Annotated in this window: 22 protein-coding genes; 14 read left to right on the top strand and 8 right to left on the bottom strand. The window is 63.6% G+C overall.

The genetic code is table 11. The annotated features are described in order from the left end of the window. Nucleotides 1-338: 338 nt before the first annotated feature. Both I1A62_RS24875 and I1A62_RS24870 read left to right on the top strand, forming a co-directional pair. Entirely contained in the window at nt 339-1,025 is a 687-nt protein-coding gene (locus I1A62_RS24875) for an MspA family porin (RefSeq protein WP_219460665.1), read from the top strand. A 64-nt stretch (nt 1,026-1,089) separates the two neighbouring features. Further along, complete coding sequence (locus tag I1A62_RS24870; protein WP_219460663.1) at nt 1,090-1,773, top strand: MspA family porin; 684 nt, start codon at nt 1,090-1,092, stop codon at nt 1,771-1,773. A 119-nt stretch (nt 1,774-1,892) separates the two neighbouring features. Here I1A62_RS24870 and I1A62_RS24865 read toward each other — a convergent pair whose 3' ends face one another. Continuing rightward, complete coding sequence (locus I1A62_RS24865) at nt 1,893-2,216, bottom strand: cytochrome P450 (protein ID WP_219460660.1); 324 nt, start codon at nt 2,214-2,216, stop codon at nt 1,893-1,895. Nucleotides 2,217-2,437: 221 nt separating this feature from the next. Then, nucleotides 2,438-3,445 (bottom strand): glucose-6-phosphate dehydrogenase (coenzyme-F420), encoded by a 1,008-nt coding sequence (gene fgd / locus I1A62_RS24860; protein ID WP_219461407.1) that lies wholly within the window; start codon nt 3,443-3,445, stop codon nt 2,438-2,440. Nucleotides 3,446-3,785: 340 nt separating this feature from the next. Here fgd and I1A62_RS24855 point away from each other — a divergent pair, with 340 nt between their 5' ends. From I1A62_RS24855 to I1A62_RS24830, 7 genes are all read left to right on the top strand, one after another. Then, nucleotides 3,786-4,619 (top strand): mycofactocin-coupled SDR family oxidoreductase, encoded by an 834-nt coding sequence (locus I1A62_RS24855; RefSeq protein ID WP_219460658.1) that lies wholly within the window; start codon nt 3,786-3,788, stop codon nt 4,617-4,619. Between the two features lie 103 nt (nt 4,620-4,722). Further along, nucleotides 4,723-4,902, top strand: a complete 180-nt coding sequence (locus I1A62_RS46500; RefSeq protein WP_257891005.1) for a hypothetical protein — start codon at nt 4,723-4,725, stop codon at nt 4,900-4,902. Further along, nucleotides 4,826-6,373: an ABC transporter substrate-binding protein gene (locus I1A62_RS24850; protein WP_308340781.1), complete on the top strand. Its 1,548-nt coding sequence runs from the start codon at nt 4,826-4,828 to the stop codon at nt 6,371-6,373. The genes I1A62_RS46500 and I1A62_RS24850 overlap by 77 nt, the downstream gene beginning before the upstream one ends. 26 nt (nt 6,374-6,399) lie before the next feature. Continuing rightward, on the top strand, nt 6,400-7,524 hold the full coding sequence (locus I1A62_RS24845) for an ABC transporter permease (protein WP_219460652.1): 1,125 nt from the start codon (nt 6,400-6,402) through the stop codon (nt 7,522-7,524). Then, complete coding sequence (locus I1A62_RS24840) at nt 7,511-8,455, top strand: ABC transporter permease (RefSeq protein ID WP_219460647.1); 945 nt, start codon at nt 7,511-7,513, stop codon at nt 8,453-8,455. The genes I1A62_RS24845 and I1A62_RS24840 overlap by 14 nt, the downstream gene beginning before the upstream one ends. A 29-nt stretch (nt 8,456-8,484) precedes the next feature. After that, nucleotides 8,485-9,492 carry an ABC transporter ATP-binding protein gene (locus I1A62_RS24835; RefSeq protein ID WP_219460645.1) on the top strand — a complete coding sequence of 336 codons (1,008 nt, stop codon included), beginning with the start codon at nt 8,485-8,487 and terminating at the stop codon, nt 9,490-9,492. Continuing rightward, nucleotides 9,489-10,466, top strand: coding sequence for an ABC transporter ATP-binding protein (locus I1A62_RS24830; protein ID WP_219460643.1), 978 nt, complete (start codon nt 9,489-9,491; stop codon nt 10,464-10,466). The genes I1A62_RS24835 and I1A62_RS24830 overlap by 4 nt, the downstream gene beginning before the upstream one ends. 7 nt (nt 10,467-10,473) lie before the next feature. Here I1A62_RS24830 and I1A62_RS24825 read toward each other — a convergent pair whose 3' ends face one another. The 6 genes from I1A62_RS24825 to I1A62_RS24800 all read right to left on the bottom strand — a co-directional run bounded on the left by I1A62_RS24825 (nt 10,474) and on the right by I1A62_RS24800 (nt 15,985). Next, nucleotides 10,474-11,331 carry an LLM class F420-dependent oxidoreductase gene (locus I1A62_RS24825; RefSeq protein WP_219460641.1) on the bottom strand — a complete coding sequence of 286 codons (858 nt, stop codon included), beginning with the start codon at nt 11,329-11,331 and terminating at the stop codon, nt 10,474-10,476. A 17-nt stretch (nt 11,332-11,348) separates the two neighbouring features. Continuing rightward, nucleotides 11,349-11,831: a nuclear transport factor 2 family protein gene (locus I1A62_RS24820; protein WP_219460639.1), complete on the bottom strand. Its 483-nt coding sequence runs from the start codon at nt 11,829-11,831 to the stop codon at nt 11,349-11,351. A gap of 49 nt (nt 11,832-11,880) precedes the next feature. After that, nucleotides 11,881-13,503, bottom strand: a complete 1,623-nt coding sequence (locus tag I1A62_RS24815) for an AMP-binding protein (protein WP_219460637.1) — start codon at nt 13,501-13,503, stop codon at nt 11,881-11,883. A 184-nt stretch (nt 13,504-13,687) separates the two neighbouring features. Continuing rightward, a complete protein-coding gene (locus I1A62_RS24810; protein ID WP_219460636.1) occupies nt 13,688-14,365 on the bottom strand; it encodes a TetR/AcrR family transcriptional regulator in 678 nt (225 codons plus the stop codon). Nucleotides 14,366-14,420: 55 nt separating this feature from the next. Continuing rightward, complete coding sequence (locus I1A62_RS24805) at nt 14,421-14,837, bottom strand: Zn-ribbon domain-containing OB-fold protein (protein ID WP_219460634.1); 417 nt, start codon at nt 14,835-14,837, stop codon at nt 14,421-14,423. Continuing rightward, complete coding sequence (locus I1A62_RS24800) at nt 14,834-15,985, bottom strand: acetyl-CoA acetyltransferase (protein ID WP_219460632.1); 1,152 nt, start codon at nt 15,983-15,985, stop codon at nt 14,834-14,836. Before I1A62_RS24800 ends, I1A62_RS24805 begins: the two co-directional genes overlap by 4 nt. 209 nt (nt 15,986-16,194) lie before the next feature. Between I1A62_RS24800 and I1A62_RS24795 the strand changes: the two genes are divergently transcribed. The 5 genes from I1A62_RS24795 (at nt 16,195) to I1A62_RS24775 (ending at nt 22,275) form a co-directional block, all read left to right on the top strand. After that, a complete protein-coding gene (locus I1A62_RS24795; RefSeq protein ID WP_219460630.1) occupies nt 16,195-16,959 on the top strand; it encodes a hypothetical protein in 765 nt (254 codons plus the stop codon). Between the two features lie 39 nt (nt 16,960-16,998). Then, nucleotides 16,999-17,913, top strand: coding sequence for an LLM class F420-dependent oxidoreductase (locus I1A62_RS24790; protein WP_219460629.1), 915 nt, complete (start codon nt 16,999-17,001; stop codon nt 17,911-17,913). Between the two features lie 87 nt (nt 17,914-18,000). Further along, complete coding sequence (locus I1A62_RS24785; RefSeq protein ID WP_219460627.1) at nt 18,001-19,086, top strand: LLM class flavin-dependent oxidoreductase; 1,086 nt, start codon at nt 18,001-18,003, stop codon at nt 19,084-19,086. A 40-nt stretch (nt 19,087-19,126) separates the two neighbouring features. Beyond that, nucleotides 19,127-20,689 (top strand): AMP-binding protein, encoded by a 1,563-nt coding sequence (locus I1A62_RS24780; RefSeq protein WP_219460626.1) that lies wholly within the window; start codon nt 19,127-19,129, stop codon nt 20,687-20,689. Nucleotides 20,690-20,694: 5 nt separating this feature from the next. Then, complete coding sequence (locus I1A62_RS24775) at nt 20,695-22,275, top strand: class I adenylate-forming enzyme family protein (protein WP_219460624.1); 1,581 nt, start codon at nt 20,695-20,697, stop codon at nt 22,273-22,275. Nucleotides 22,276-22,277 lie beyond the last annotated feature (2 nt).

Below are 22,277 nucleotides of genomic sequence, written 5' to 3'. Positions count from 1 at the left end.
TCGCCCGGTCGACATCGTAGTTCGCATTCCGCCTTCGGTATCTCCGGTAGTCGCGATGGAAATGGGCTCACGTCCCGAAGAACATAGTATGGATCGATTGTTTGTGTCAACTGATCCACATGCTTTCTCCTCGGTAGAGGGTTCGAAATCTGGCAAACCGAAATGGCATTCAGGTTTCGAGAGATGCGTTGATGATTCAATAGACTACGCGACTCTTGCCAAGACTTGCTGTCTAGTTTACGGTCTTGTGACCGGCGGCACAGTCCGAGGGATCAACACGTTCCGGGAACTCCGTCAGCCCTTCATACGGAGCCTCCCGACCTCAGAAGGAGAATCAAGTGAGCACCACCGAACACAAGACGGGCTTTCGTCGAAACGCCCGCATCGCAGGACTGGGTGCCGCGGCGGCGGTGGCCCTCTGCGCGATCGCCAATGGCGTGGCGAGTGCCGACACCTTCATTCCACTTCCTGACGGATCCAAGGCTGGTCCGAACGCGACGGTGACGCGGACGGCGGAGAGTGCGTTGGTGTCGCCGTCACTGGCGGCCAATGGTGCAGGCCGCACGGCCTGGGTATCGGGAACTGTGACCGTGGATGTCACGGGCTTGAAGGAAGTTGCCGAGGTTCCCAGTGCAAACGGAACTCCGAACACGGCTGGAACATACAACGGAACGAACGGATCGACTACACACGGAGTTTCGAGAGTGTCGACCGGCTATATCGTGGGGTGTCAGGTGGACGTCACAGGTCTGTCGGCCACCCCATCGTTCAGTCTGGGAATGGATTCGCTGTCGACATCGGCTGGTCTCACAATTCCGCTGAACTCCGGCGAAGTAAAGTACGTTCCGGTAACGGCAAAGGACATCCCGAAGGACGGTGTGTACACGTTGCAGTACCACGACGCCGAACTCCAGGTCCAGAACTGTGGCGGTTTCGCGCAAGCGCGTTCGTACACGGTCATGGAGATCGTGGGCAACGACTACTCGAAGACCGTTCTGTACGGAGCCCCGTTCGGCATCGGCTGAAAACCGCGGTATCTTTCCTGTTCATTCTCGCGCGTGCGAGGTTTCACATCCCTGAGAGGGAACAATGATCAACAACCGTAAGAACGGCGTGCGCTTGGCCGCGGTCGGCGCCGCGGCAGCCGCGACCATGGGCTTCTTCTCCGTCGGTGCAGCGCAGGCTGATACGTTCGTTCCCCTGCCCGGTGGCTCGACCACACAGACGCTGGCCGACGGCACCGTCGTGACGGTGAACCTCACCGGCGAGAGTGCGAACATTTCGCCGTCGCTGGGCTCGACCCCGTTGCATCGAAACGTCTGGGTGTCGGGCAAGGCGTCCGTCAACCTTCAAGGCAATCCTGCGAAGACGGCCTATATCTATCCCGGGTACATCTTGGCCTGCCAGGTCGACTTCGGTGCCGGCGTGGGCGGCAACGCGGGGGCCTCCGTGACTCCCAGCCAACTTGCAACCGGAACTGCGTCGATTCCGGCCTCCGGCGGCGCGAACGGTGGTGTCACACTTGGTCCAGGCCAAGCCGTCGACACCGCCGTCCTCGACATCGAGATGGCCGACGCGTACGGATCGGAGATCCACTGGGGCGCTCACTATTTCCAGGGCGAAGCAGGTTCGGTCGCGTGGTCCGATTCGACCCTCGGTGTCAGCGGCTGCGCCGGCTACGCCCAGGCGCGGTCGTACGTGAAGGTCGAGGTCGAGACGGAGAGCGTCAAGAGCACGGTCACTCTGTGGGGGCAACCGTTCAGTATCGGGTAACTGGCACCCGCGTGGTGCGGGCCGGAGGACCGATGTCGATCGACTCTCGATTTCGAAGGCTTCTGGTCCGCACTGCCGGGGTTTCCACCAGCCGAAGCGATACTCCCGGTCGAGGAGGGTCACTTCAACCGGAGCTGAATCCTTTCGGGCCCTCGGGTCGCTGCAGCGGATCCCGAGTAGGTCGGTGACTCGGCGAGGTGTGCGTCCGGGAACGAAGTCGCCAATACCTGCAGGGCCTCGGTCATCTCGGTGCGTGCAAGGCCATGGCCGAGGCAGAGTCGGTGTCCGCGCCCGAACGGCAGATGCTGTGCAGCATCGGCCAGCGTGGTGTCGAGGGTGTGGAGTGCTTCGTCTATCTCCTCCTCGTGCGGTCCGATAGCGTTGTGCGAGAGGCGGGCAAGGCTCAATGTCCATGCCTTGAACAGTGGAATGTCGACGCGCACACCGAACAGTCGGCAGACGACCTCGATCTATACGCACTGTTGAAGTCGGTGACCAGATCGATTTCGCCGCGCAGCGTGTGGGCGCCGAGCAGCCTCGCGGCGCAGCCCCGCATGGTTGGCCGAAGTTGCTTCACCCGTGCCCCAGGAAGGCCCGTTGCAGAGTTTCGACCGGGTGGGTCCGAGTCGTCATCGCCGTCCTTCCGGTGGGGAATATCCCTTCCTCATGCCAGCGCTCGGAGGCGCGGTGCCAGGTCACGTTCGAAGAGGTTCAGAAAGCGCCGCTGATCGTGCCCAGGCGCGTGGAACACAAGGTGATTCAGCCCTGCGTCGAGATACTGCCGGATCTGATCGACTGCATCGTCCGGATCCGAGGCGACGATCCAGCGCTTGGTGACCTGTTCGATGGGGAGGGCATCTGCTGCTGCTTCCATCTCGATCGGATCGTCGATGCTGTGCTTCTGTTCCGGAGTCAGCGACAACGGTGCCCAGAAGCGGGTATTTTCGCGCGCGCTGGTCGGATCCGTGTCATACGACAGCTTGATCTCGATCATTCGATCGATCGACGTCGAATCGCGGTCCACCTTCTGTGCGCCTTCGGCAACTGCGGGTAGGAGTTTCTCCGTGTACAGGTCCATTCCCTTGCCCGAGGTGCAGATGAATCCGTCGCCGGCCCGACCGGCATAGCGCGCCACCATCGGACCGCCGGCAGCGATGTAGACAGGAATTCCATGTTTGGGAACGTCGTAGATCGACGCGCCCTTGGCGTGGTAGTACTCGCCGTCGAAATCGACACGCTCCCCACTCCAGAGGGCGCGCATCAGGTTCACCGACTCGCGGAGCCTGCCGAACCGTTCCTTGAATTCAGGCCACTCGCCGTGGAATCCCGTAGCGATCTCGTTGAGCGCCTCGCCAGTCCCCACACCGAGCATGATCCGGTCCGGGTAGAGGCAGCCCATCGTCGCGAATGCCTGCGCGATGACTGCGGGGTTGTACCGGAACGTGGGAGTGAGAACGGATGTGCCCAGCTGCACTCGCTTCGTTCGTTCGCCCACCGCAGTCATCCATGCGATCGAGAACGGGGCATGCCCGCCCGTGTGACGCCATGGTTGGAAATGGTCCGAGACCGTGACGCTGTCGAAGCCGTGCTCCTCGGCGGCAACACCGATCTCGACGAGCTCACGGGGGCCGAACTGCTCTGCAGATGCTTTGAGGCCAAGCTTCAAGTCCATGTCTCTCTCCTGACGTCGACGTATGGTCGGAACGATCGCGCGGGGTGCTCGAGAGCGGCGCGCGCTGTGATCTGCGGCATACAGTAGCAGCAATAAAGCAAGCGCATGCTTGGTAGTGCGAGCGGTCATTCTCGAGCTGCAAGGGCCTGTCGATTTTCCATTGGGCTTGACAGCTGTGACGCACCTCATAAGAATGCCCTGTAGCAAGCGCATGCTTGGTTTTGGATAGCCTGCCGTGATGGACCGTTGCCGTACCTCGGCGGATGGCTGGGCACGCCGTGAGAGAACGCACTCGGTCAGTCTGGTTGGGCCGGCGACACGTGAGAAGGAGGCAACCGCCATGGGACGAGTAGCGGGGAAAGTTGCGTTCATCACCGGGGCGGCGCGCGGTCAGGGCCGCTCGCACGCGTTGCGTTTGGCGGAGGAGGGCGCCGACATCATCGCCGTCGACATCGTCCAGGACGTGGCGACCGTCCCGTACGAGGGTGCCTCGGCCGAGGATCTCGACGAAACAGTCGCCCTGGTGGAGAAGGCGGGTCGGCGGATCGTTGCACGGAAGGTCGATGTCCGCAATCAGGACGCCCTGGAGGACGCGGTCCGAAGTGGCGTTGCCGACCTCGGTCGGTTGGACGTTGTCGTGGCCAATGCAGGAATCTTCGGCACTCCCACGAGGGTGTGGGAGATGAGTGAAGCGCTGTGGCAGAACACGATCGACGTCAACCTCACCGGGGTCTTCCATGCGGTCAAAGCGACTGTTCCGCACCTTCTCCGGCAGGGCGACGGCGGCTCGATCATCGTCACCAGTTCCGCCGCGGGCCTCAAGGGTGTGCCGCACTACGGCAGCTACGCGGCGTCGAAGCACGGCGTAGTCGGTCTCGCGCGTTCGCTGGCGATGGAACTCGCCGAGCACAACATTCGGGTCAACTCCGTGCATCCCGGCAATGTCGACACCAAGATGATCATCAACGACACGACGTTCAAGGTGTTTTCCCCCGACAAGGAACACCCCACGAAGGACGACGTCCGCGCCGCGTTCATGTCGACTCTGATGATGCCGATTCCGTGGCTGGACGCGACGGACATCTCCAACGCGGTGCTGTGGCTTGCCTCGGACGAGGCACGATATGTCACCGGCGTCGCTCTGCCGGTCGACGCGGGAATGTCCGCCAAGTAGTCGCCGTTTGCGTCCAAGTACGACTTCTGTTCTGCCCGTATCGGTCCGACGGAAATTTCGAGTGGGCCGAATTTCGTTCAGGCTGCCGGCGTGTCTCGCGACCGTGACCAGTAACCTGCCTTCCCATGCCGGTTTCCGGCATCTCCACAACTTCGAGGAGTCCTTGCATGAGACTGCGAAATCCAGCCATCGCGGCATCAGCGTTGATGCTGTTGATGTCGGTGAGCTGCAGCGGTTCCACTGGCGACAGCACCGCAGCGGCGAGTGGGACGTGCACGAGTGACCGAGTCGGCGGGTCGATCACGCACGGCACGTTGCTGTCGCCCCGTGGACTCGATCCCGTCGGACAACCAGGGGCCGCCGGCAGTGGAGGGACGGAGGTCCAGGCACTTTTCGACACCCTGATGACGTACAACACCGTCACCCAGCAGTACGAACCCCAGGTTGCCCGGTCCCTCGAACCGAATGCCGACCACACGGTGTGGACGATGACCCTGCGGGACGGTGTGAAGTTCGGCAACGGGGATCCGCTGACCGCCGACGACGTCAAGCGAAGCATTGAGCGCCACCAGTCCCCGGCCAATACGCAGGTTTCACGCGGCGAGGCGCTGACCATTGCCTCCATGGACGTACTCGACCCGGTCAGCGTCCGCTTCACTCTCGACGGCCCGTATCCGAGTTTCCCCCATGTGCTGGCGACAGACATCGGAATGGTGACCAATCCGCGCATCGTGGACTCGATGGGACCGGACCAGTTCGCGCTGAATCCGCGCGGCGCCGGGGTCGGACCGTACGAGCTCGTGAGGTACGCGCCGGGCGAGGAAATCGTCATGGCCGCCAAGAACGACTACTGGGGTGGACCGGTCTGCGTTCAGTCGCTGCGGTTCATCAGCATCTCGGGCGCGGATGCCACGATGGACGCGTTGCGGACGGGCGAGTTGGACACTGCGCTACTTCGTGAACCCCCCGCGATCGCGGAGGCGCGGGACGAAGGGTTTCAGACTCTTCCCACGCTCTACAACTACGGCGAGGGCATCGTCATGAACGCGGCGTCGGGGCGGCCGACAGCAGATGTCCGGCTGCGCAAAGCGATTGCGGCCGCAGTCGATCCGGACGCCATCAACGCGCGAGTCTTCAACGGTACGGCCCTCGCCACCTCGGCCCTCATTCAGCAATCGACGCCGGGGTTGTACTCTGGGCAGGAGGGGCCCTCGTACGACCCCGAGGCGGCAAAGCGGCTCGTCGCGGAAGTCAAGAGTTCAGGGTGGAACGGTACGATCCGTCTGCTGGCTGACAACAGTCCGATCCGGGTCAACGAGGCGATCGCGGTCAAGGCACTCCTCGAGAACGTCGGGCTCACCGTCGAGCTGACCAATGACATGTCGCTGGCGGAGGTGCTCGGCAGGGTCGCGTCCGATCGCGACTACGACCTGGTCCTCTGGGGTCCCAACTACACCAATGAAGGGCTCTGGGCCCTGATGAACCGACAGCTCAACAGTCAGAGCAAATCCAACTACTACGGGTACGCGGACAGCCGCATGGATGCAGCGTTGGCGGACCTGAGGTCTGCGGGCACCGTCGAAGAGCAACAGCGGATCACGGCGCGAATGCAAGATATCCTCAATGACTCTCCCGTCATCGCGAACTTCGCAGCGTACGAGGAAGACAACATTCACTCGAACCGTATCGGCGGACTGCTGCTGACCCGTGGCAGCGTCCTGCGGTTCGACAAGGCGTTCGTCACAGGGTCGTAGGCACCGGCGGCGAGAGGAGTGTCGACATGATCCACAGAGTTGCAAGTGTGCTCCTGAGAATCGTTCCTGTCCTGATCCTCGTGAGCGTGGGCACCGCAATCCTGACCGAGCTCGTTCCAGGCGACCCTGCCGTCGCCGTGGTGGGCGCCGAGGCCACGCCCGAGCAATACGCGGCAGTGCGAGAAAGCCTCGGGCTGGATCGTTCGTGGTTCGCGCGCTACTTCGATTGGCTGGGCGGACTACTGCACGGCGACCTGGGCCGGACGCTCGTTCCACCGGTCCAGGACGTCGCGACGCTGATAGCGTCCCGTCTTCCGGTCACGCTGGAAATCGCGGTTCTCTCGGTTCTTCTCGCCCTCGCGATCGCGGTGCCGGTCGGTACCTGGTCCGCGTATCGCTACGGGCAGGTCTTCGATCGCGTGGCATCGGGTGTGTCCTTCGCTGTGATCTCGCTGCCGAGCTTCCTGCTCGCACTGATCATGATCTACTTCGCCGTCTTCCGCCCGGAGTGGGTGAAAGTTGCCCTACTCGCGGCGTGTTCGGTCGCGGTGCTCGTCCTCGTCGGCGCGACTCTCGGTAGTCGGGGTGCACGCGTGACCGCCAACTCACGTCGGACTATCCGGCTCTTCGCCCTCGGTGTCGCGGTAGCGGGGATTGCGCTCGCTGTCATCTTGCCGGACTTTCCTCGGCAGGGGTTCGCCCGAATCGGGGACACCGGGCTTGCCGAGAATCTCCGCACCGTCCTGCTGCCCGTCCTCGTGCTCGGCGTGGCGGAAGGCGCCCAACTCACGCGCCTGCTGCGCAGTGACATGGCGACCACGCTGAACGACGACTTCGTCCTGTCCGCACGCGCGCGGGGAATGCCCCTCCGGCACATCTTGATCAAAGAGGCGCTGCGTCCATCCACCTTCTCGCTCGTCACCGTGGCCGGGATCAGTTTCGGCAGGCTTCTGGGTGGCACGGTGATCGTCGAGACGATCTTCCGACTGCCGGGCATGGGCACCTTGATCGTAGACAGCGTGGCCAAGAAGGAGTTCATGGTGTTGCAGGCTGCCGTTCTCGTAGTCGCCGCGCTGTACGTACTCGTCAATGCGCTGGTCGACATCTCCTACCTGTATCTCGACCCGAGGACCCGCCATGTCCGTGTCTGAACGCATCGAAGAGCCGATTCGAGTCGGCATTCTGTCCGAAGTCACGCCTGCGAATCCCCCGACGCCAACCGGCCGCCGATCGCGGCGGCGGAAGCTCCGGCTGTGGATACGCGACGTCGGCCTGTGGCTCAGCGTCGCGTGGCTGACGGTGGAAGCCGTCGCTGCCCTCTGCGCCGGAGTGCTGCCGCTCCGTGAAGGGCGAAACCCCTCTCTCACGCTGGACGCTCCCATTCTCCAGCCGCCCAGCGTCCTGTCGGCGCATCCGCTCGGCACCGACCGCCAAGGGCTGGACATCCTGAGCGGGATTGTGTTCGGGGCACGCACCTCTCTGGTCGTGGGATTCGGGGCAGTGCTCATCGGAGTAGCGATAGGTGGCGTTCTCGGCTTGATCGCGGGTTACAGACGCGGCAAAGTGGACGCGGCACTGAACTTTCTGAACGATGCCCTGCTCGCTTTTCCCCCACTCATCCTCCTTCTCGCCCTCTCGTCGGTGGTTCGGCCGGACTTGAAGAACGTCACCCTCGTCCTCGGCGTCCTGGCAATTCCGGTGTTTTTTCGACTGACGCGGGCGAACGCGATGACCTACTCTCAACGAAACTTCGTGCTGGCCGCACGAGCGCTCGGTGCGCGAAACTCGAGAATTCTCGTGCGCGAGCTCGCGCCGAACGTCGCGGCGTCTGCCCTGTCCTACGCGTTTGTGGTCGTCGCGGTTCTGATCGTGGCAGAGGCATCTCTGAGCTTCCTCGGATTGAGCATTCAGCGACCCGAACCGACGTGGGGAAACATGATCGCCTCCGGCCAGAACGACCTCGAGAAGCACCCACACCTGGTGTTCGCGCCTGGCATCGTGCTGTTCCTGACGGTGCTGTCGCTCAACAGGATCGGGGACTGGGCGCAGCGGCGGTGGGATCCGCGTTCGAGAAAATTGTGAGACCTCCTTCGACGACCACGGAGACCGGTATGCACGAAATACCGTTGCTGGAAGTGCGCGATCTGACGACTCGCTTCGACACACCACGGGGCTCTCTGTGCGCCGTGGACGGCGTCTCGTTCAGTGTGGAACGGGGTATGTCCCTCGGTATTGTGGGCGAATCCGGTTCGGGGAAGTCGGTACTCGTTCGAACCATCATGAACCTGCTTCCGGCGAACGCGTCGGTAGCGTCCGAATCGCACGTTGGTTTCGACGGTAGAGACATCGCGACGATGACTCCGGAAGAGAAGCAGCATCTCTGGGGACCCAGGATCAGCATGATCTTCCAGGACCCGATGACCGCACTGAACCCGGTGCGCAAGATCGGTGCCCAGATCGCCGATCCCCAGCGGTACCACCTGGGCCGCACGAAACGGCAGGCGCGAGCGAATGCTGCCGACCTGCTCGCCCAGGTCGGCATCTCGGATCCGCGTCAACGCCTCGAGCAGTATCCACACGAGCTATCGGGCGGGATGCGTCAACGTGTCATGATTGCCATTGCCATCAGCTGCGAGCCGGACCTGCTCATCGCCGACGAACCGACCACGGCACTCGATGTCACAGTGCAGCGTCAGATTCTCGACTTGCTGTCCGCGATTCAGCGCGACCGGCAGATGGGGATGCTCCTGATAACCCATGACGTGGGCGTAGTTGCACAGCATACGGATCGGGTCGCCGTCATGTACGCGGGCAGATTCGTCGAATCAGCACCGACCGGGACCTTCTTCCGGAACATGGGACACCGCTATTCGGGTGCGTTGCTGCGCTCGACTCCGCAGGTCGGTGCGGCCCCGCACACACGCTTGCACTCCATTGCCGGGCGGCCACCCGACATGGTGAACCCTCCCGCGGGGTGCCGGTTCGCGCCCCGCTGCGAGCACGCTGTCGGCGAGTGCTCGATGCCGCCGGACTACCGCGAGATCGCCGATGCGCATCTCCTGGCATGTCACAACCCGAACGCGGCAGCAGTGCGTACCAAGGAAGGAACTGCGCAATGACCACGACAGACGTTCCCGGACCCGCCGAGCGGGATATCCTTCTCGAAGTCGATGGGCTCGAGGTCGACTTTCCGACCGGACGAAACTCTGTCACGCGTGCGGTGGCCGGCGTCAGCTTCGACGTTCGCCGGGGTGAGACACTCGGCATCGTCGGGGAGTCGGGATGCGGGAAATCGACGACCGCGCGGGCAATCCTCCAGTTGCCGAGGCCGACGCGGGGATCCGTGCGGTTCGACGGGCGCGACCTCGTTGCGTTGTCGGACAAGGAGATGAGGTCTGTCCGCCGGCGCTTGCAGGTGATCCTGCAGGATCCGATCGCCTCACTCAACCCGCGGCGCAAGGTCCGTGACATCGTCGCAGAGGGGCTCACAATATGGGGAGTCGCCGACGTACGTGACCGCGTACGCCGAGCGATGGAAGCGGTCGGTCTCGATCCGGATCTGACGGGTGACCGGCTGCCGAGCGAGTTCTCCGGTGGACAGTGCCAGCGCATCAGCATCGCGCGCGCCCTCGCACTCGAGCCCGATATGATCATCTGCGACGAACCCGTCTCGGCGCTGGACGTCTCGGTCCAGGCGCAGATCGTCAACCTTCTGGAGGATCTCAAAGATCAGTACGGACTCACGCTGGTCTTTGTCTCGCACGATCTCAGTGTCGTGCGGGTAATCAGTGACCGCGTGATGGTCATGTATCTCGGCAAGGTGTGTGAGATCGGATCGGTCGCTGATGTATTCGACGATCCGAAGCACCATTACACCCAGATGCTCCTCGACGCACTTCCGCTTCCCGACCCCGACGCCACCCGTGCATCGGCTCCGCCTCGCGGAGAGATTCCGTCCGTGGTCTCTCCTCCCAGCGGTTGCCGATTTCGTACGCGGTGTCCGCGTGCCACCTCGTTCTGCGCGGAGGTGGAGCCGATGCTCACCGATGTGGGCAACGGGAGATCCGTGTTCTGCCATTTCCCGTTGACGTGAGGCTCGACTACCGGAACAACGCGTCGAGGCGGTGCAGGGTGTCGACGGTATCGTCGGTACCGAGACTGGGCAGCCAGAACACGACTCGGTCGATTTCCATCTCTCGGTATCTGTCGAGCGCGGCCCTGTGCGGACAGGCGTTGAACAACGTGACCGACGGGCGGTCACGACCCACGACTTCCGCGAGGCGCCGAAGTCGGGCCACCCGTCGTGTGAGTTCGTGCTCGAACTCTTCGACCGCACCGGTGAGTGCATCGCTCACCTGATCGGTTCCCTCCCGAAAGGGCATCCACCCGTCACCGTACGAGAGAACGCGGTCGAGGACTTTCGGCCCGCCGCCCCCGACGAGAACGGGCGGCCGTGGCACCTGAACAGGTTTCGGCCACGACCACATTCGATCGAATGTGACGTGCTTTCCCTCGTACGACGCTTCCTTCTGCTGCCAGATCGCACTCATGGCCTCGACCCGCTCACGGAGAACGCCGAATCTGGTCGACGGTTCGGTGCCGTGATTACGCATCTCTTCGTCATTCCAGCCGGCGCCCACACCCAGGATCACCCGGCCGGCCGACAATTGGTCGATCGACGCAATCTGCTTGGCGAGGATGATCGGATCGCGTTGGGCTACCAGGCACACGGCCGTGCCGATCCTGATGCGGGTCGACGCCGTGGCCGCCGCCGTCATGGCCACGATGGGATCCATCGTGGTTCGATAGAACTCCGGGACGTCGTGCCCGGAGTACCCTGGTGGTCCATCCCCCAGAGGCACGTGCGTGTGGTCGGGGAAGAACACCGACTCGAACCCGCACCGCTCGGCGTTGAGCGCGAGATCGGCCGGGGTGATCGAGTCGGCAGACGGAAACATCTGGACACCCGCGTGCATCACACGTCCTCCCACCGCTGGGGGCGAATCTCGTCGCGAACGTTCATCGGCTCGCGGAGATGGTGCGACATGTCGCCGAACAGGTCGTTCCCGACGCGACGTTCGCTGAAGCGCCAGACGCCACCCACCTTGACGAACCGGTCCAGATAGTCGCCGGCAGTGATGGGATTGAGGGGCACGCCCGGCGGATTCTGGACGACGAGTACGTAGGAATGCGCGCGAATCGCATCCGGGCCGTCGTCCTCGATGATGACGTTCGTGGCGACATGATGCGTCCTCGGAGTGCCGTTCGGAAAGATCCGGACGTAGCGTGCCCAGAGGGCGGCGACTGCACTCGCATCGTGTCGAACGGCGAGACTGCCGTCGACATAGATGTCGGCGTGCGCGAACAGTTCTCCCATCTCGGGAAGCCGACCGGCGTCGAGTAGGTAGGGATACCGGTAGATCAGGTTCTCGACCTGGCGGTAGTCATCGAACTCCACTTGGGCTCCTCGTTGCGTTGGTACCGGTGGAAGGGCGTGTGCTCGTGGTTCAGGCCGAGGTTCTCAGCTGACCGACACGCTCCCGCAGTGACGCCTTGGCGATCTTGCCGTTGGCTGTCACCGGGAGTGCATCCAGAACGAAGACACGGCGCGGGGCCTTGTAATTCGACATGTTCGCGCGCGCCCACGCGACGATCTCCTCCTCGGTCGGATTTTCGCCCGCATTCGGTACGACGAATGCCCACACCACCTCGCCGAGAGCGTCGTCCGGTACGCCGAGTACTGCGGCCTGTGCGAGCTTGGGGTTGTGCAGGAGGAGGCTCTCGATCTCCGCTGGGTAGGCGTTGAAGCCGCCGACGATCAGCATTTCCTTCGTGCGCCCGACGATGCGTAGGTTGCCATCACTGTCGAGTGAACCGACATCCCCGGTGCGGAGCCAGCCATCCGGCGCGAAGGCGTCTGCGGTGAGCTGCGGTGCATCCCAATACCCTTGCATCACGCCGTAGCCGCGGATGTGGATTTCACCCTGCTCGCCGACGGACGCCGGCTGGCCGTCCGCGTCGACGAGTTGTATCTCCATCCCGGGTACAACGCGACCGGCCGAACCCGCAACCACGGCTGTCGGGTCACCCGGGCGGGTCATCGTCACCACCGAGCCCTCGATCAAGCCGTACGCGTTGGTGATTCGCTCGAAGCCGAGTTGCTGTTGGAGGGCGACCACGAGTTCGTCCGGAACGCTGGCAGCACCGACGATCGCCCAGCGGAGCGAAGACGTGTTCCTCTGGGCAAGTTCGGGATCCGAGAGGATTCGACTGAAGAGGTTCGGCGGCCCGGCGAGTGTCGTCAGACCGAGTTCCTCCACCATGTCGAGCGCGCGATCTGGATCGAAGACGGCGACAGGCACCATCGTCGCCAGACGTTCGACGCACGCGATCATCCCGGCATTGATTCCGAAGCCGTGTGCGAAGGGGCTGACCACCGGCAGTCGGTCCCCTTCGCCCAGCCCACAGACTTCCGCCCAGTCCCAGTAGGCACGCAGTATCTGACCGCCGTTGAGCATGACGCCCTTCGGCTGGCCGGTCGTGCCGGACGTCATGAGAATTTCGAAGATGTCGGTCGGCTCGACGGCCAGTGCACGTCTCTCCGCCGCTTCGAGGGTTACCGTGTCGTGCAGATCGAGGAACGCATCCCATGTGAAAGTCCCGGGAAGAGGCTTGCTGCCGCCCAGTAGGACGAGGGTGTGCACGTCAGGGAGATTGGCGAAAGGTAGGTCGGAGCTGGGGCCGCCGGCGGCAGTGGCGAGTTGATCGATATACGAGGTGCCGAGAAAATCGTCGATGGCGACAAGTGCCCGACATCCCGTCCGACGAAGGACTTCTGCGGTCTCGATCCCCTTTCCCCGGGTGCTGAGAGGAACGACGACGGCGCCGCAGTCCCAGATCCCGAAGGCGGTGATGACCCACTGCCAGCAGTTCGGGGCCCAGACCGCGACCGGATCGCCGGCGCCGATTCCTCGTGAGATGAGGGATCGCGCGACCTTCGACGCCTGAGCTCGAATGTCGGCGAGGGTGAGAGTGGTGTCGCCGTCGAGGACGGCAATGCTCTGCGGATGGTTGTTCGCGCGGTGGCGAAGCATCCGCGGGACGGTTCCCCACTCGGGGATTTCGTTCATGAGACGGCATTCCCTTCGTAAACAAGCAATCGCTTGGTTAAGACGCTAGCCTCTCACATCGGTAGCTTCAAGGGGAAGTCCTCGGTGGGCCCTGCGGAAACGCCGAAGGTCGCCACTCGGCTGGAGTGGCGACCTTCGGTTGGTCGGCCGCAGCATCGGACACGCGGCATCGTATTTCGCTTTGTCAGCCCGAGAACAGTGGCCGATCAGGATTCGCCCAGGGGCTCGGCTTCTCGAGGCCGCTCATCACCAACTTTGTGTACTGGTCTGCCAACTCGTCCGCGGACAGGCGGCCGGAGGGGGTGAACCACCGGACGGCGACCCACAGCGAATCGCGCAGGAAGCGGTAAGTGATGGCGGTATCGAGGTCCTCTCGGAAGATCCCGGACGCCACACCGTCGTCGAGAACCTTGGTCCAGATCCGTCGCACTTCGGCCTCGGACTCCGCGACGTAGGCGAATCGTGGGAACTGATTGAGGTAGCCGCGCTCGTTCTGGATCACCGTGATGGCGGCCCGGTGCTCGTCCAGTGAGTTGAACGCCGCCTTTACGAGATGACGGAGCGCGACCGCAGGTTCCGCATCCTTGTCGACGATCTCCTCGTACGTCGCCATGAGACTGGTGAAGTACTCGGACAGGATCTCGTCGACGATCGCCTCTTTGGACTCGAAATGGTGGTACAGGCTTCCCGAAAGAACCCCGGCCGCGTCACCGATCTGGCGCACGGTTGTCGAGCGAAAGCCCTGCTCGGCGAAGAGGTCGGCCGCGATGTCCAGCAACGCCTGGCGCCGCTGGGAGCTGGCTTCTCCCTGCTCCGTCCGCCGCCGGGTGCCGCGTCGCGGGCGCGTCGCGGGTTCAGACATGGTGGTTCGGGATTTCGGTGCCATAGGTACAGTATGCATTGTTTTCACCCAAGCGCTAGTTTGCTTGGTTTCTCCGTGTCCAGCGAATCAGCGCGGTCGGATCGCCGTGCCCCGGGGCGGAGGTGGTGAACTCGGCGACCACCTGCTGGCCGACGGTCAGGTCGGAACCGTGCCGATCTCCGCCCCAGCCGCCGGGCACGAGCAGGTTCTCGCCCGCGTCGAGTCGAACGAGAACAACCACGAACGGCACGTCGGACCCGGGGGAGAAGGCCCGGTGCGTGGCGGTCCAGGTCACCACCGTCCCCGTGCCGTCCGTCGTGAACCACTCCCAGTCGAAAGAGCCACACGCGTTGCACATCGCCCTGGGCGCCCACCGGAGTTCTCCGCACTCGCACCGTTGGACCTGCAGTTTCCGTTGCTCCAGCCCCTGCCACCAGGCCGTCGAGTCGCGATCGCCGTATGAGTTGTTCATCGGGCACCCCGGAGGATCAAGGCGGACGTGACGCCGGAGACGTATCCCGGCTGGCCGGTGCACAGTGCCGTTCGAGCGTGTTCGACCTGGCGTGGCCCAGCCTCTCCGCGCAGTTGCAGTACGGCTTCTGCGACGTGATTGAGACCGTGTGCGTAACCCTCGGACAAGTGTCCTCCGTGCGTGTTGACGGGAAGGCTTCCGCCGAAGGTCGTCTCGCCGGCGGCGACGAACGCGGCTGCCTCGTTGCGCGGCGCAAGCTCATAGTCCTCGAGCTGCATCAGCACCAGCGGGGTGAAGGCGTCGTACAGTTCGGCGACGTCGATCTCCTTCGGGCCGATACCCGCGCTCGCGTAGAGCCGTGGCGCCATCTCGCGGGCTGCGCTCGTCGAATAGTCGGTTCGCCTGCCCGAGAAGAAACTATGGCCACCCCCGGTCGAAGCAGCGCTGACGAGCACGGGTGACCGGCGGAGATCGCGTGCCCGCGCCGCTGAAGTGACGACGACGGCAATTGCGGTGTCCGTTTCGAGGCAGCAATCGAACAAACGCAGCGGATCGCTGACCAGTGGTGAATTCAGATATTGGTCCATGGTCAATGGTGTCGTCATCATCGCCAGGGGATTGCGCATCGCGTGCGACCTCTGGTTGACCGCGACGCGACCCAGGTCCTCGGAGGTTGCACCCGATCTCGCAAGGTATGCCCGCGCCACGAGCGCGAACTGTTGCGGTGGCGCGAGCAGGCCGTACGGGACCTGGTACTGGAATTCGACCAACGTGGGCGCCGAGCGTCCGGTGCCGCCCATCCGGAATTCGGAGCGGGCGTTCAGTGCACGCCAGACCACCACGACGTCGGCCTGGCCGCTTGCCACTGCCATGGCGGCGGCGCCGACCGCGGCGGCCGACATGCTGCCACCGCCGACGAGGTCGAGGAGGACGTGGGGGTCGTCGACACCGAGGCTGTGGGCTACCGCGGATGCCGGAACGGCGTCGCCCACGCTGTGCGTGATCAAGCCGTCGACGTCGTCGAGTCCGAGGCCGGCATCGTCGAGTGCCGCCGTGATGGCCCGAAGCGCCAGTTCCAGTGTGCTCACGCCGGAGTTCTTGAAGTATGGCGTCCGTCCGACGCCGACGATGGCAGTCTTGTCACGCACAGTGTTTTCCTCGGTGGTTCGTGAAGGTGCTTCCCGTTTCGCTGATCGTCACGTTAGACTCCGTTTGAACTAGCGCTTGGTTTTCATGCAAGGCTAGAGTCGACTTCGGGGGCTGTCAAAGGCTCGTTGGCGGCATTGACCCGAACTGGGTGAACTCGTACATTAGAAATTGAGCAAGCGGTTGCTTGTTTTCGATGAAGGGACGAAGAGTGGCACGCGGCATCTACCTCCTCGAAGAGGTCTACTTCCACCCGATGAATTCGACGAATCCGCGGGAGTATCTCCAGTGGTTGGTCGACTACAAGAGGGAAGACGAACAGCGCACCAACTCCGACGCGGAGCTGACGCAAGGGCAGTCGGTCCGGTCGCGCGCGATCGACCTGATCGGCGCGTTCTACGCGATCGGAATCACCGGTCACGAACAGTTCAAAGCTGTCACCTTGTGGGACTGCCACGGCGGGTGGGACGGCGGTTGGCGTCAGCAGTTGGAGATCTACAACGGTGTGAAGCCGGAACTCTTCCTGTCCAATATCGACGACCTTCGGCACAAGGCCTTCTCGCGCCCCATGGGTGCGGTGCGAGGGACTCCTGATCTGCAGGAGTTGCGAACGGAAAAGTACACGGCACCGTTCTTCCTGCACGAGATCGCCCAGGTCCGCCCCGGTGCAGCGCAGGACTACCTCGCTGCCGTGCGCGAGGAGAGGGCACCGATCCTTGCCGACCACGGCCATCGGCTCGTCGGGCTGTACGAGGTCATGCTCTCCGACACCGAGGTGGTCACCTTCTGGGGAACGGACATCGACAGTCATCTCGAGACACAGCGCGCCTACGACGCCGCGGTGGGGCTCGACGCGGAAGCCGCCGCGGATCCCAGGCTGGTCGAATGGCGCAAGAGTGCACGCCAGTACCTGGACGGACCCTGGCGTGAGACGTTGCTGGCGCCGTTCCCGGGATCAGTTCTCGCCCCGAAGTAGGTCGTCCCCCTGCGCTGCGGTACATGAAAGAAGGATCTGATGCGGTATGTACTCGGTCTGCCGACCGATCAGGTCGACAGGCCCTCGGAGTTCCTCACAGCCGATGCCGTCGCCGATGTGGCTCTCGCCGCGGAGGAGGCGGGATTCGATGCGGTGTCCGTCACCGATCATCCTTTCCCGCAGGACAAATGGTTGTCCAGGGGAGGTCATCAGGCTCTCGATCCGATGGTCGCACTCTCCTTTGCGGCCGCCCGCACCACCCGGGTCCGGCTCCTGACGAATGTGTTCGTGCTTCCGTATCACAATCCGTTCCTGACGGCACGGGCAGTGGCGAGTCTCGATGTATTGTCCGGGGGTCGGGTCATCTTCGGAACAGCGGTGGGATATCTCAGATCCGAGTTCGCAGCGTTGGGCCTGGACTACGACGATCGAGGCGAGCGCACCGATCAGGCGCTGCGACTGATGAAGATGGCGTGGTCGGGGGAGTCGGTCACCGTCGAAGATCCTCCCTACTCGGTGGTCGAGCACACGATGCGGCCCGCGCCCCTGCAATCCCCGCATCCCCCGATCTGGTTCGGCGGGAACAGTAAACGCGCGATTCGCCGAGTCGTCGAATTCGGACAGGGGTGGATGCCCATGCCGCAACCGGCCGCAGCAGCGAAGCTCACCAGAACACCGGGACTCGAGACGATCGACGACCTGGCCGGCCGCATTCAGTACCTCCGGTCCAGTGCGCGCGAGGTGGGAAGGGATCGCCCGGACGTGTGCTTCGTGCCGTTCGGGATGCGTATGACCGACAGCCCGGACCTCGACACGTTCGACCAGTTGGGCCAGGAGGTCGGAACTTATGCCGAGGCCGGCGTCGACTGGCTTTCGGTTCCGTTCTCGGGCGCGGACCGGGACTCGTTGCTGAAGTCGATCGAAGAGTTCGGCGCGCGGGTGATCGATCGATAGTCGTCGCACTGTTCCTGCCCTCATGAATTGTCGAGCGCCTACTCTCCGGCGAAACCGCGCCGGCCGGCGCAAGAAAGGTTGTCCACCATGAATGCTCCTCTCGAGCACCGACCGATGAAGTTCTCGGCGTTCCTGCTGTTCCACCGCCCCGATCAGAGGAACAGCATCAAGGAGGTGTACGACTACAACCTCCGCGTGGCAGACCTGCTCGAAGAGCTCGGTTTCGACGGGCTCTGGGTGTCCGAACACCACTTCCGAGACTACGGAACGGTACCCAGTATCTTCACCATGCTGGGATATCTCGCTGCTCGAACGGAGAACCTCCGGCTCGGCACCGGCGTCGTGGTCCTGCCCCTGCACAATCCGATCCATGTTGCGGAGCAGGCTGCGCAGTTGGATCTGCTGTCGAACGGCCGGCTCGATCTCGGTCTCGGCCGGGGATATCAGAGCATCGAGTTCGACGGCTTCGGAATGAGTCTCGCGGAGGCTCGCGATCGATTCGACGAGGGGCTCGAGGCGATCACGGGACTGTGGACGAAAGATCCCTACACGCACGACGGCCAGTACTACCGCAGCGGCGAAGTCTCCCTCACACCCAAGCCGCTTCAGGATCCGCACCCCCCGATCTATGTCGCGGCGGTGAGTCCCGAAACAGTCGAGCGCTACGCCCGGCGAGGGTTGCCTATTCTCGCTGACCCGGCGGCACCGTTCAAGAAGATCCACGGCGCGGCCGAGACGTGGCATCGAATTGCCGCGGAATCCGGATACGACACATCGGAAAGCGACCTCGTCGTGTCGCGGTCGGTATGGCTCGCGCCGACGGTCGAACAGGCCAGGAAGGACCAGGCGGCCTTCGAGGCATCTTTCGATCGCTCACGGATCTTCAACGAGAAGAGCGCGCCGATCGACTCGAAGACCGGCGAGGTTGCGAAGGGCTTCGAATTCTGGGAGGGCCGCTATCTCAAGGGTGGCGAGGTCGGCAATGATTTCCGCTGGGAGCAACTCGAAGTCATCGGCGATCCCAAGCGGGTCATCGGTCAGGTAGCGATGTTGCAGGAGTTCGGTTTCAACCATCTCATGTGTGACTTCGGCAGTACCCGTCACATGCCCTTCGAGGAGATGGCGAAGGCGATCACCTTCTTCGCCAAGGAAGTCATTCCCGCGTTCCGCTGACGTTGCCGGCACCATCCACTCCTTGTGAAAGGCACGCCTCGTGTATTCAGAGCTGTCCCTTGCCGACATCGTTCGGGAGAACCACCGTGGCCGCGGCGACATGGTGGCACTCGTCAACGGTGATGAGCGCATTACCTACGCCGAGTTGGACGAGCGGACGGACCGGCTGGCGAACGCACTGACGGGCGAGGGGGTTGTACCCGGCGATCGAGTGTTGTGGATCGGTGCAAACTCCCACCGTGTCTTCGAGTTGCTGATTGCGGCCGGCAAAGTGGGCGCTGTACTGTGCCCGGCGAACTGGCGGCAGAGTCCGGATGAGCTCCGCTTCGTCGTCGACGATCTCCAGCCCAAGCTGATCGTCTCCGAACCGAAGGTCGTCGGAAACCTCGATGACACTCTGGGTGAGGGCCGCACGCCTTGGCTTCGCAGCAGCGACGACGAGGGCGACGAGTACCAGCAGTGGCTGGCATCCTTTCCGTCCACTCCGGCACCGTCGTCGAAGTCGATCGTCGCCGAGGACCCGGTCCTCCTGCTGTACACCGCGGCCTTCGACGGGCGTCCGAACGGTGCACTCGTCTCCCATCGCGCCCTGATCAGCCACTCTCTGGTCGTCGCGGTCCAACGCCAGATCACGGAGGGATTCGTCTTCCTCGACAGTGGTCCGCTGTTCCACATCGGGACCTGGATGTTCGCGGTGGCCACTCTGGTGTGCGGCGGGACCAATGTGGTGCTTCCCCAGTTCGATCCCCGACGGGCATGTGAACTGATCGAGCGGGAGCGATGCCAGGGCGCGATGCTTTTCCCCGCGATGATCGATCAATTGGTCGCGGCGAACGGGGACGATCGGTACGACCTGTCGAGTCTGCGCTTCGCTCCCGCCGGCTCGACGTGGAATCACATGATCACCCCCGACGGGAGCCCGTGGGGCCAGTCCAATGCGGGCTACGGGCAGACGGAGGTCGGAGGCATGCTGACGTATCACGCTCTCGGTATCGGAGGGCTGGGCACTCATGGACGGTCGAGTCCGCTCATGCAGCTGCGAATCGTCGATGTCGACGGACGAGATGTGCCGGCCGGTGATGTCGGTGAGATCGTCACTCGCGGGATGCATCTGTTCAACGGGTATTTCAACCGTCCTGAACTGAATGCCAGGCGATTCCGGGACGGTTGGTACCACACCGGTGACCTCGGCAGGAGGGAATCCGACGGCACTGTGTCGTTCGTGGGCCCGAAGTTGCGCATGATCAAGTCCGGAGGGGAGAACATCTATCCGGCCGAGGTGGAACGCGCACTGCTCGGACACCCCGATGTCGATTCGGTGGCCGTCATCGGCCGCCCGGACAATACCTGGGGCCAGTCGGTGGTCGCGGTAGTGGTGCGGCACGGGTCGGCGTCGGTATCCGAGCAGGAGCTGATTGCGCACGTGCGTGATCGCGTCGCGTCGTACAAGAAGCCGAAGTCAGTCATCTTCGTCGAAGCAATCCCCAGACGCGGATTCGTGCCCGACTACGACCTCCTGGACGCACAGCACGGGGGTGGCGGATACCCCGGCAGCGAACCGGCTTCGGTGACCGCAACACGCACGAGCGAGACGACGAGGTGAGATCGATGGAACAGAACCCCTTCTCGAACTTTGGTTATGCGATTCTCTCGGCGCAGCGCAACCGGTCACCGCACCTGCCGGCGCTGGCGTACTGCGGACGAGAGCAGCTGACGTACGCCGAACTCGACGGCCGAGTCAACCGAGCAGCCAACGCTCTTGTCTCGGCGGGCGTCCGTCCCGGAGAACGTGTCGCGACACTCCTGGACTCCACGCTCTCGGTGGCCGAGATCTATCTGGCACAGACGAAGGTCGGCTCTGTTCTCTGTGCGTTGAATCCGTACTGGACACTAGGGACGTTCGAGCAGATCGTCACCCGGATCGAGGCCACCACCTTCGTCTACGATGCGAAGTTCGACGGGGTCATCGCCCGGCTGCGCCCTCTGCTTCGGCATGTCCGGACCTGGATCCGGACCGGTGGCTCACCGGGCAGCCACGATGCCGTCGACCTCGACCAACTCACCGCAGCGGCCTCCCAAGCGGAACCGCCGCTCGGCGCAGGGGGAGACGATCTGCTCGCGTTGTTCTTCACCTCGGGTACGACCGGTTTGCCGAAGGCGGTTCAGTACACGCACGCGTCGGGAATTGCGATTGCCCAGGGGTTGTGGGCGGATGTCCCTGTGCTGAGGCAGGCGGCGCTGGGAACCGGCCCGATCATCTGGGGTGTCGGTTTCATCGCGGTCGCCGCGCCGGCATTGGCGGCCGGAATCACTCTCGTGCTCGAAGACAACTTCGGCCCGGAGCAATTCTTGAAAACGGTTCCACGGGAGTGCATCACCCATATCAGCGTCACTCCGAGCTTCTTCGCGGAGCTGTTGTCCACCGAGGACCATGTGGGGGTCGACCTCAGCTCCCTGCGTGTTGCCATGCTCGGTGGAGAGCCACTGTTGTCGTCATTGCAAGACCGGATTTCCCGGCGTCTGCCGGATCTTGCGCTGTACGGGTATTACGGTCAGACCGAGGCGCCGTACAGCGTGATAGGACGGCGCGAGGACGGGAGCGTCCCGGACGGAGTAGTGGGGTGGGCGCGCTTCGGGGGCGCAGTCCGAGTGGTCGATTCGCTCGGAGCGTCCGTGATCGACACGGTGGGGGAGATCCAGATCAGCGGACCTCACGTGTCCGCCGGCTACTACGGACAGCCCGACGCCACGGACGAGGCCTTCCGGGATGGTTGGTTCGTCGGGGGCGACGTGGGTTCGCTGGACGAGCACGGACGCCTCACGGTTCTCGGGCGGCGAACCGACGCCGTCGAGCGCGGCGGTGTGCTCACGCTCCCGGCGCAGATCGAGGATGTCGCGTCCCGGGTCGACGGGGTAGCGGAAGCGGGTGCGGTCGGGCTGCCCGTTCGGGATTCGGATCCGCAGATCCTGCTGGTCCTGGCCCCGAAGCCGGGCTGCGAAGTCGACCGGGTGGAGATCGCCGCTCGCCTCGCCGCGGCCCTACCGCCCGCCTCCCGACCGGACCACATCGTGGTGGTGGACGGCTTGCCGCACGCCAACGATGGATCCGGCGGCAGGGGCAAGCTTCTGCGACGCGTGCTCGTCGAACAATTCGGTCATCTGGTCGATTCCTCCGTAGTGAAAGGCTGACA

It is taken from the genome of Rhodococcus sp. USK10 (assembly GCF_019378875.1).
Taxonomy (GTDB): Bacteria; Actinomycetota; Actinomycetes; order Mycobacteriales; family Mycobacteriaceae; genus Rhodococcus_F; species Rhodococcus_F pseudokoreensis.
The sequence above is the reverse complement of the archived record's forward strand: the minus strand, read 5'-3'. Positions and strand labels throughout refer to the sequence as shown.

Bases quoted from the DNA above. Each gene is read 5' to 3' on its own strand.
- I1A62_RS24825 (WP_219460641.1), bottom strand. From the start codon at position 11,331: ATGTTTCCGTCTGCCGACTCGATCACCCCGGCCGATCTCGCGCTCAAC.
- I1A62_RS24815 (WP_219460637.1), bottom strand. From the start codon at position 13,503: ATGAACGAAATCCCCGAGTGGGGAACCGTCCCGCGGATGCTTCGCCAC.
- I1A62_RS24870 (WP_219460663.1), top strand. From the start codon at position 1,090: ATGATCAACAACCGTAAGAACGGCGTGCGCTTGGCCGCGGTCGGCGCC.
- I1A62_RS24835 (WP_219460645.1), top strand. From the start codon at position 8,485: ATGCACGAAATACCGTTGCTGGAAGTGCGCGATCTGACGACTCGCTTC.
- I1A62_RS24785 (WP_219460627.1), top strand. From the start codon at position 18,001: ATGAATGCTCCTCTCGAGCACCGACCGATGAAGTTCTCGGCGTTCCTG.
- I1A62_RS24775 (WP_219460624.1), top strand. From the start codon at position 20,695: ATGGAACAGAACCCCTTCTCGAACTTTGGTTATGCGATTCTCTCGGCG.
- I1A62_RS24810 (WP_219460636.1), bottom strand. From the start codon at position 14,365: ATGTCTGAACCCGCGACGCGCCCGCGACGCGGCACCCGGCGGCGGACG.
- I1A62_RS24850 (WP_308340781.1), top strand. From the start codon at position 4,826: ATGCTGTTGATGTCGGTGAGCTGCAGCGGTTCCACTGGCGACAGCACC.
- I1A62_RS24840 (WP_219460647.1), top strand. From the start codon at position 7,511: ATGTCCGTGTCTGAACGCATCGAAGAGCCGATTCGAGTCGGCATTCTG.
- I1A62_RS24855 (WP_219460658.1), top strand. From the start codon at position 3,786: ATGGGACGAGTAGCGGGGAAAGTTGCGTTCATCACCGGGGCGGCGCGC.
- fgd (WP_219461407.1), bottom strand. From the start codon at position 3,445: ATGGACTTGAAGCTTGGCCTCAAAGCATCTGCAGAGCAGTTCGGCCCC.
- I1A62_RS24830 (WP_219460643.1), top strand. From the start codon at position 9,489: ATGACCACGACAGACGTTCCCGGACCCGCCGAGCGGGATATCCTTCTC.
- I1A62_RS24805 (WP_219460634.1), bottom strand. From the start codon at position 14,837: ATGAACAACTCATACGGCGATCGCGACTCGACGGCCTGGTGGCAGGGG.
- I1A62_RS24845 (WP_219460652.1), top strand. From the start codon at position 6,400: ATGATCCACAGAGTTGCAAGTGTGCTCCTGAGAATCGTTCCTGTCCTG.
- I1A62_RS24790 (WP_219460629.1), top strand. From the start codon at position 16,999: ATGCGGTATGTACTCGGTCTGCCGACCGATCAGGTCGACAGGCCCTCG.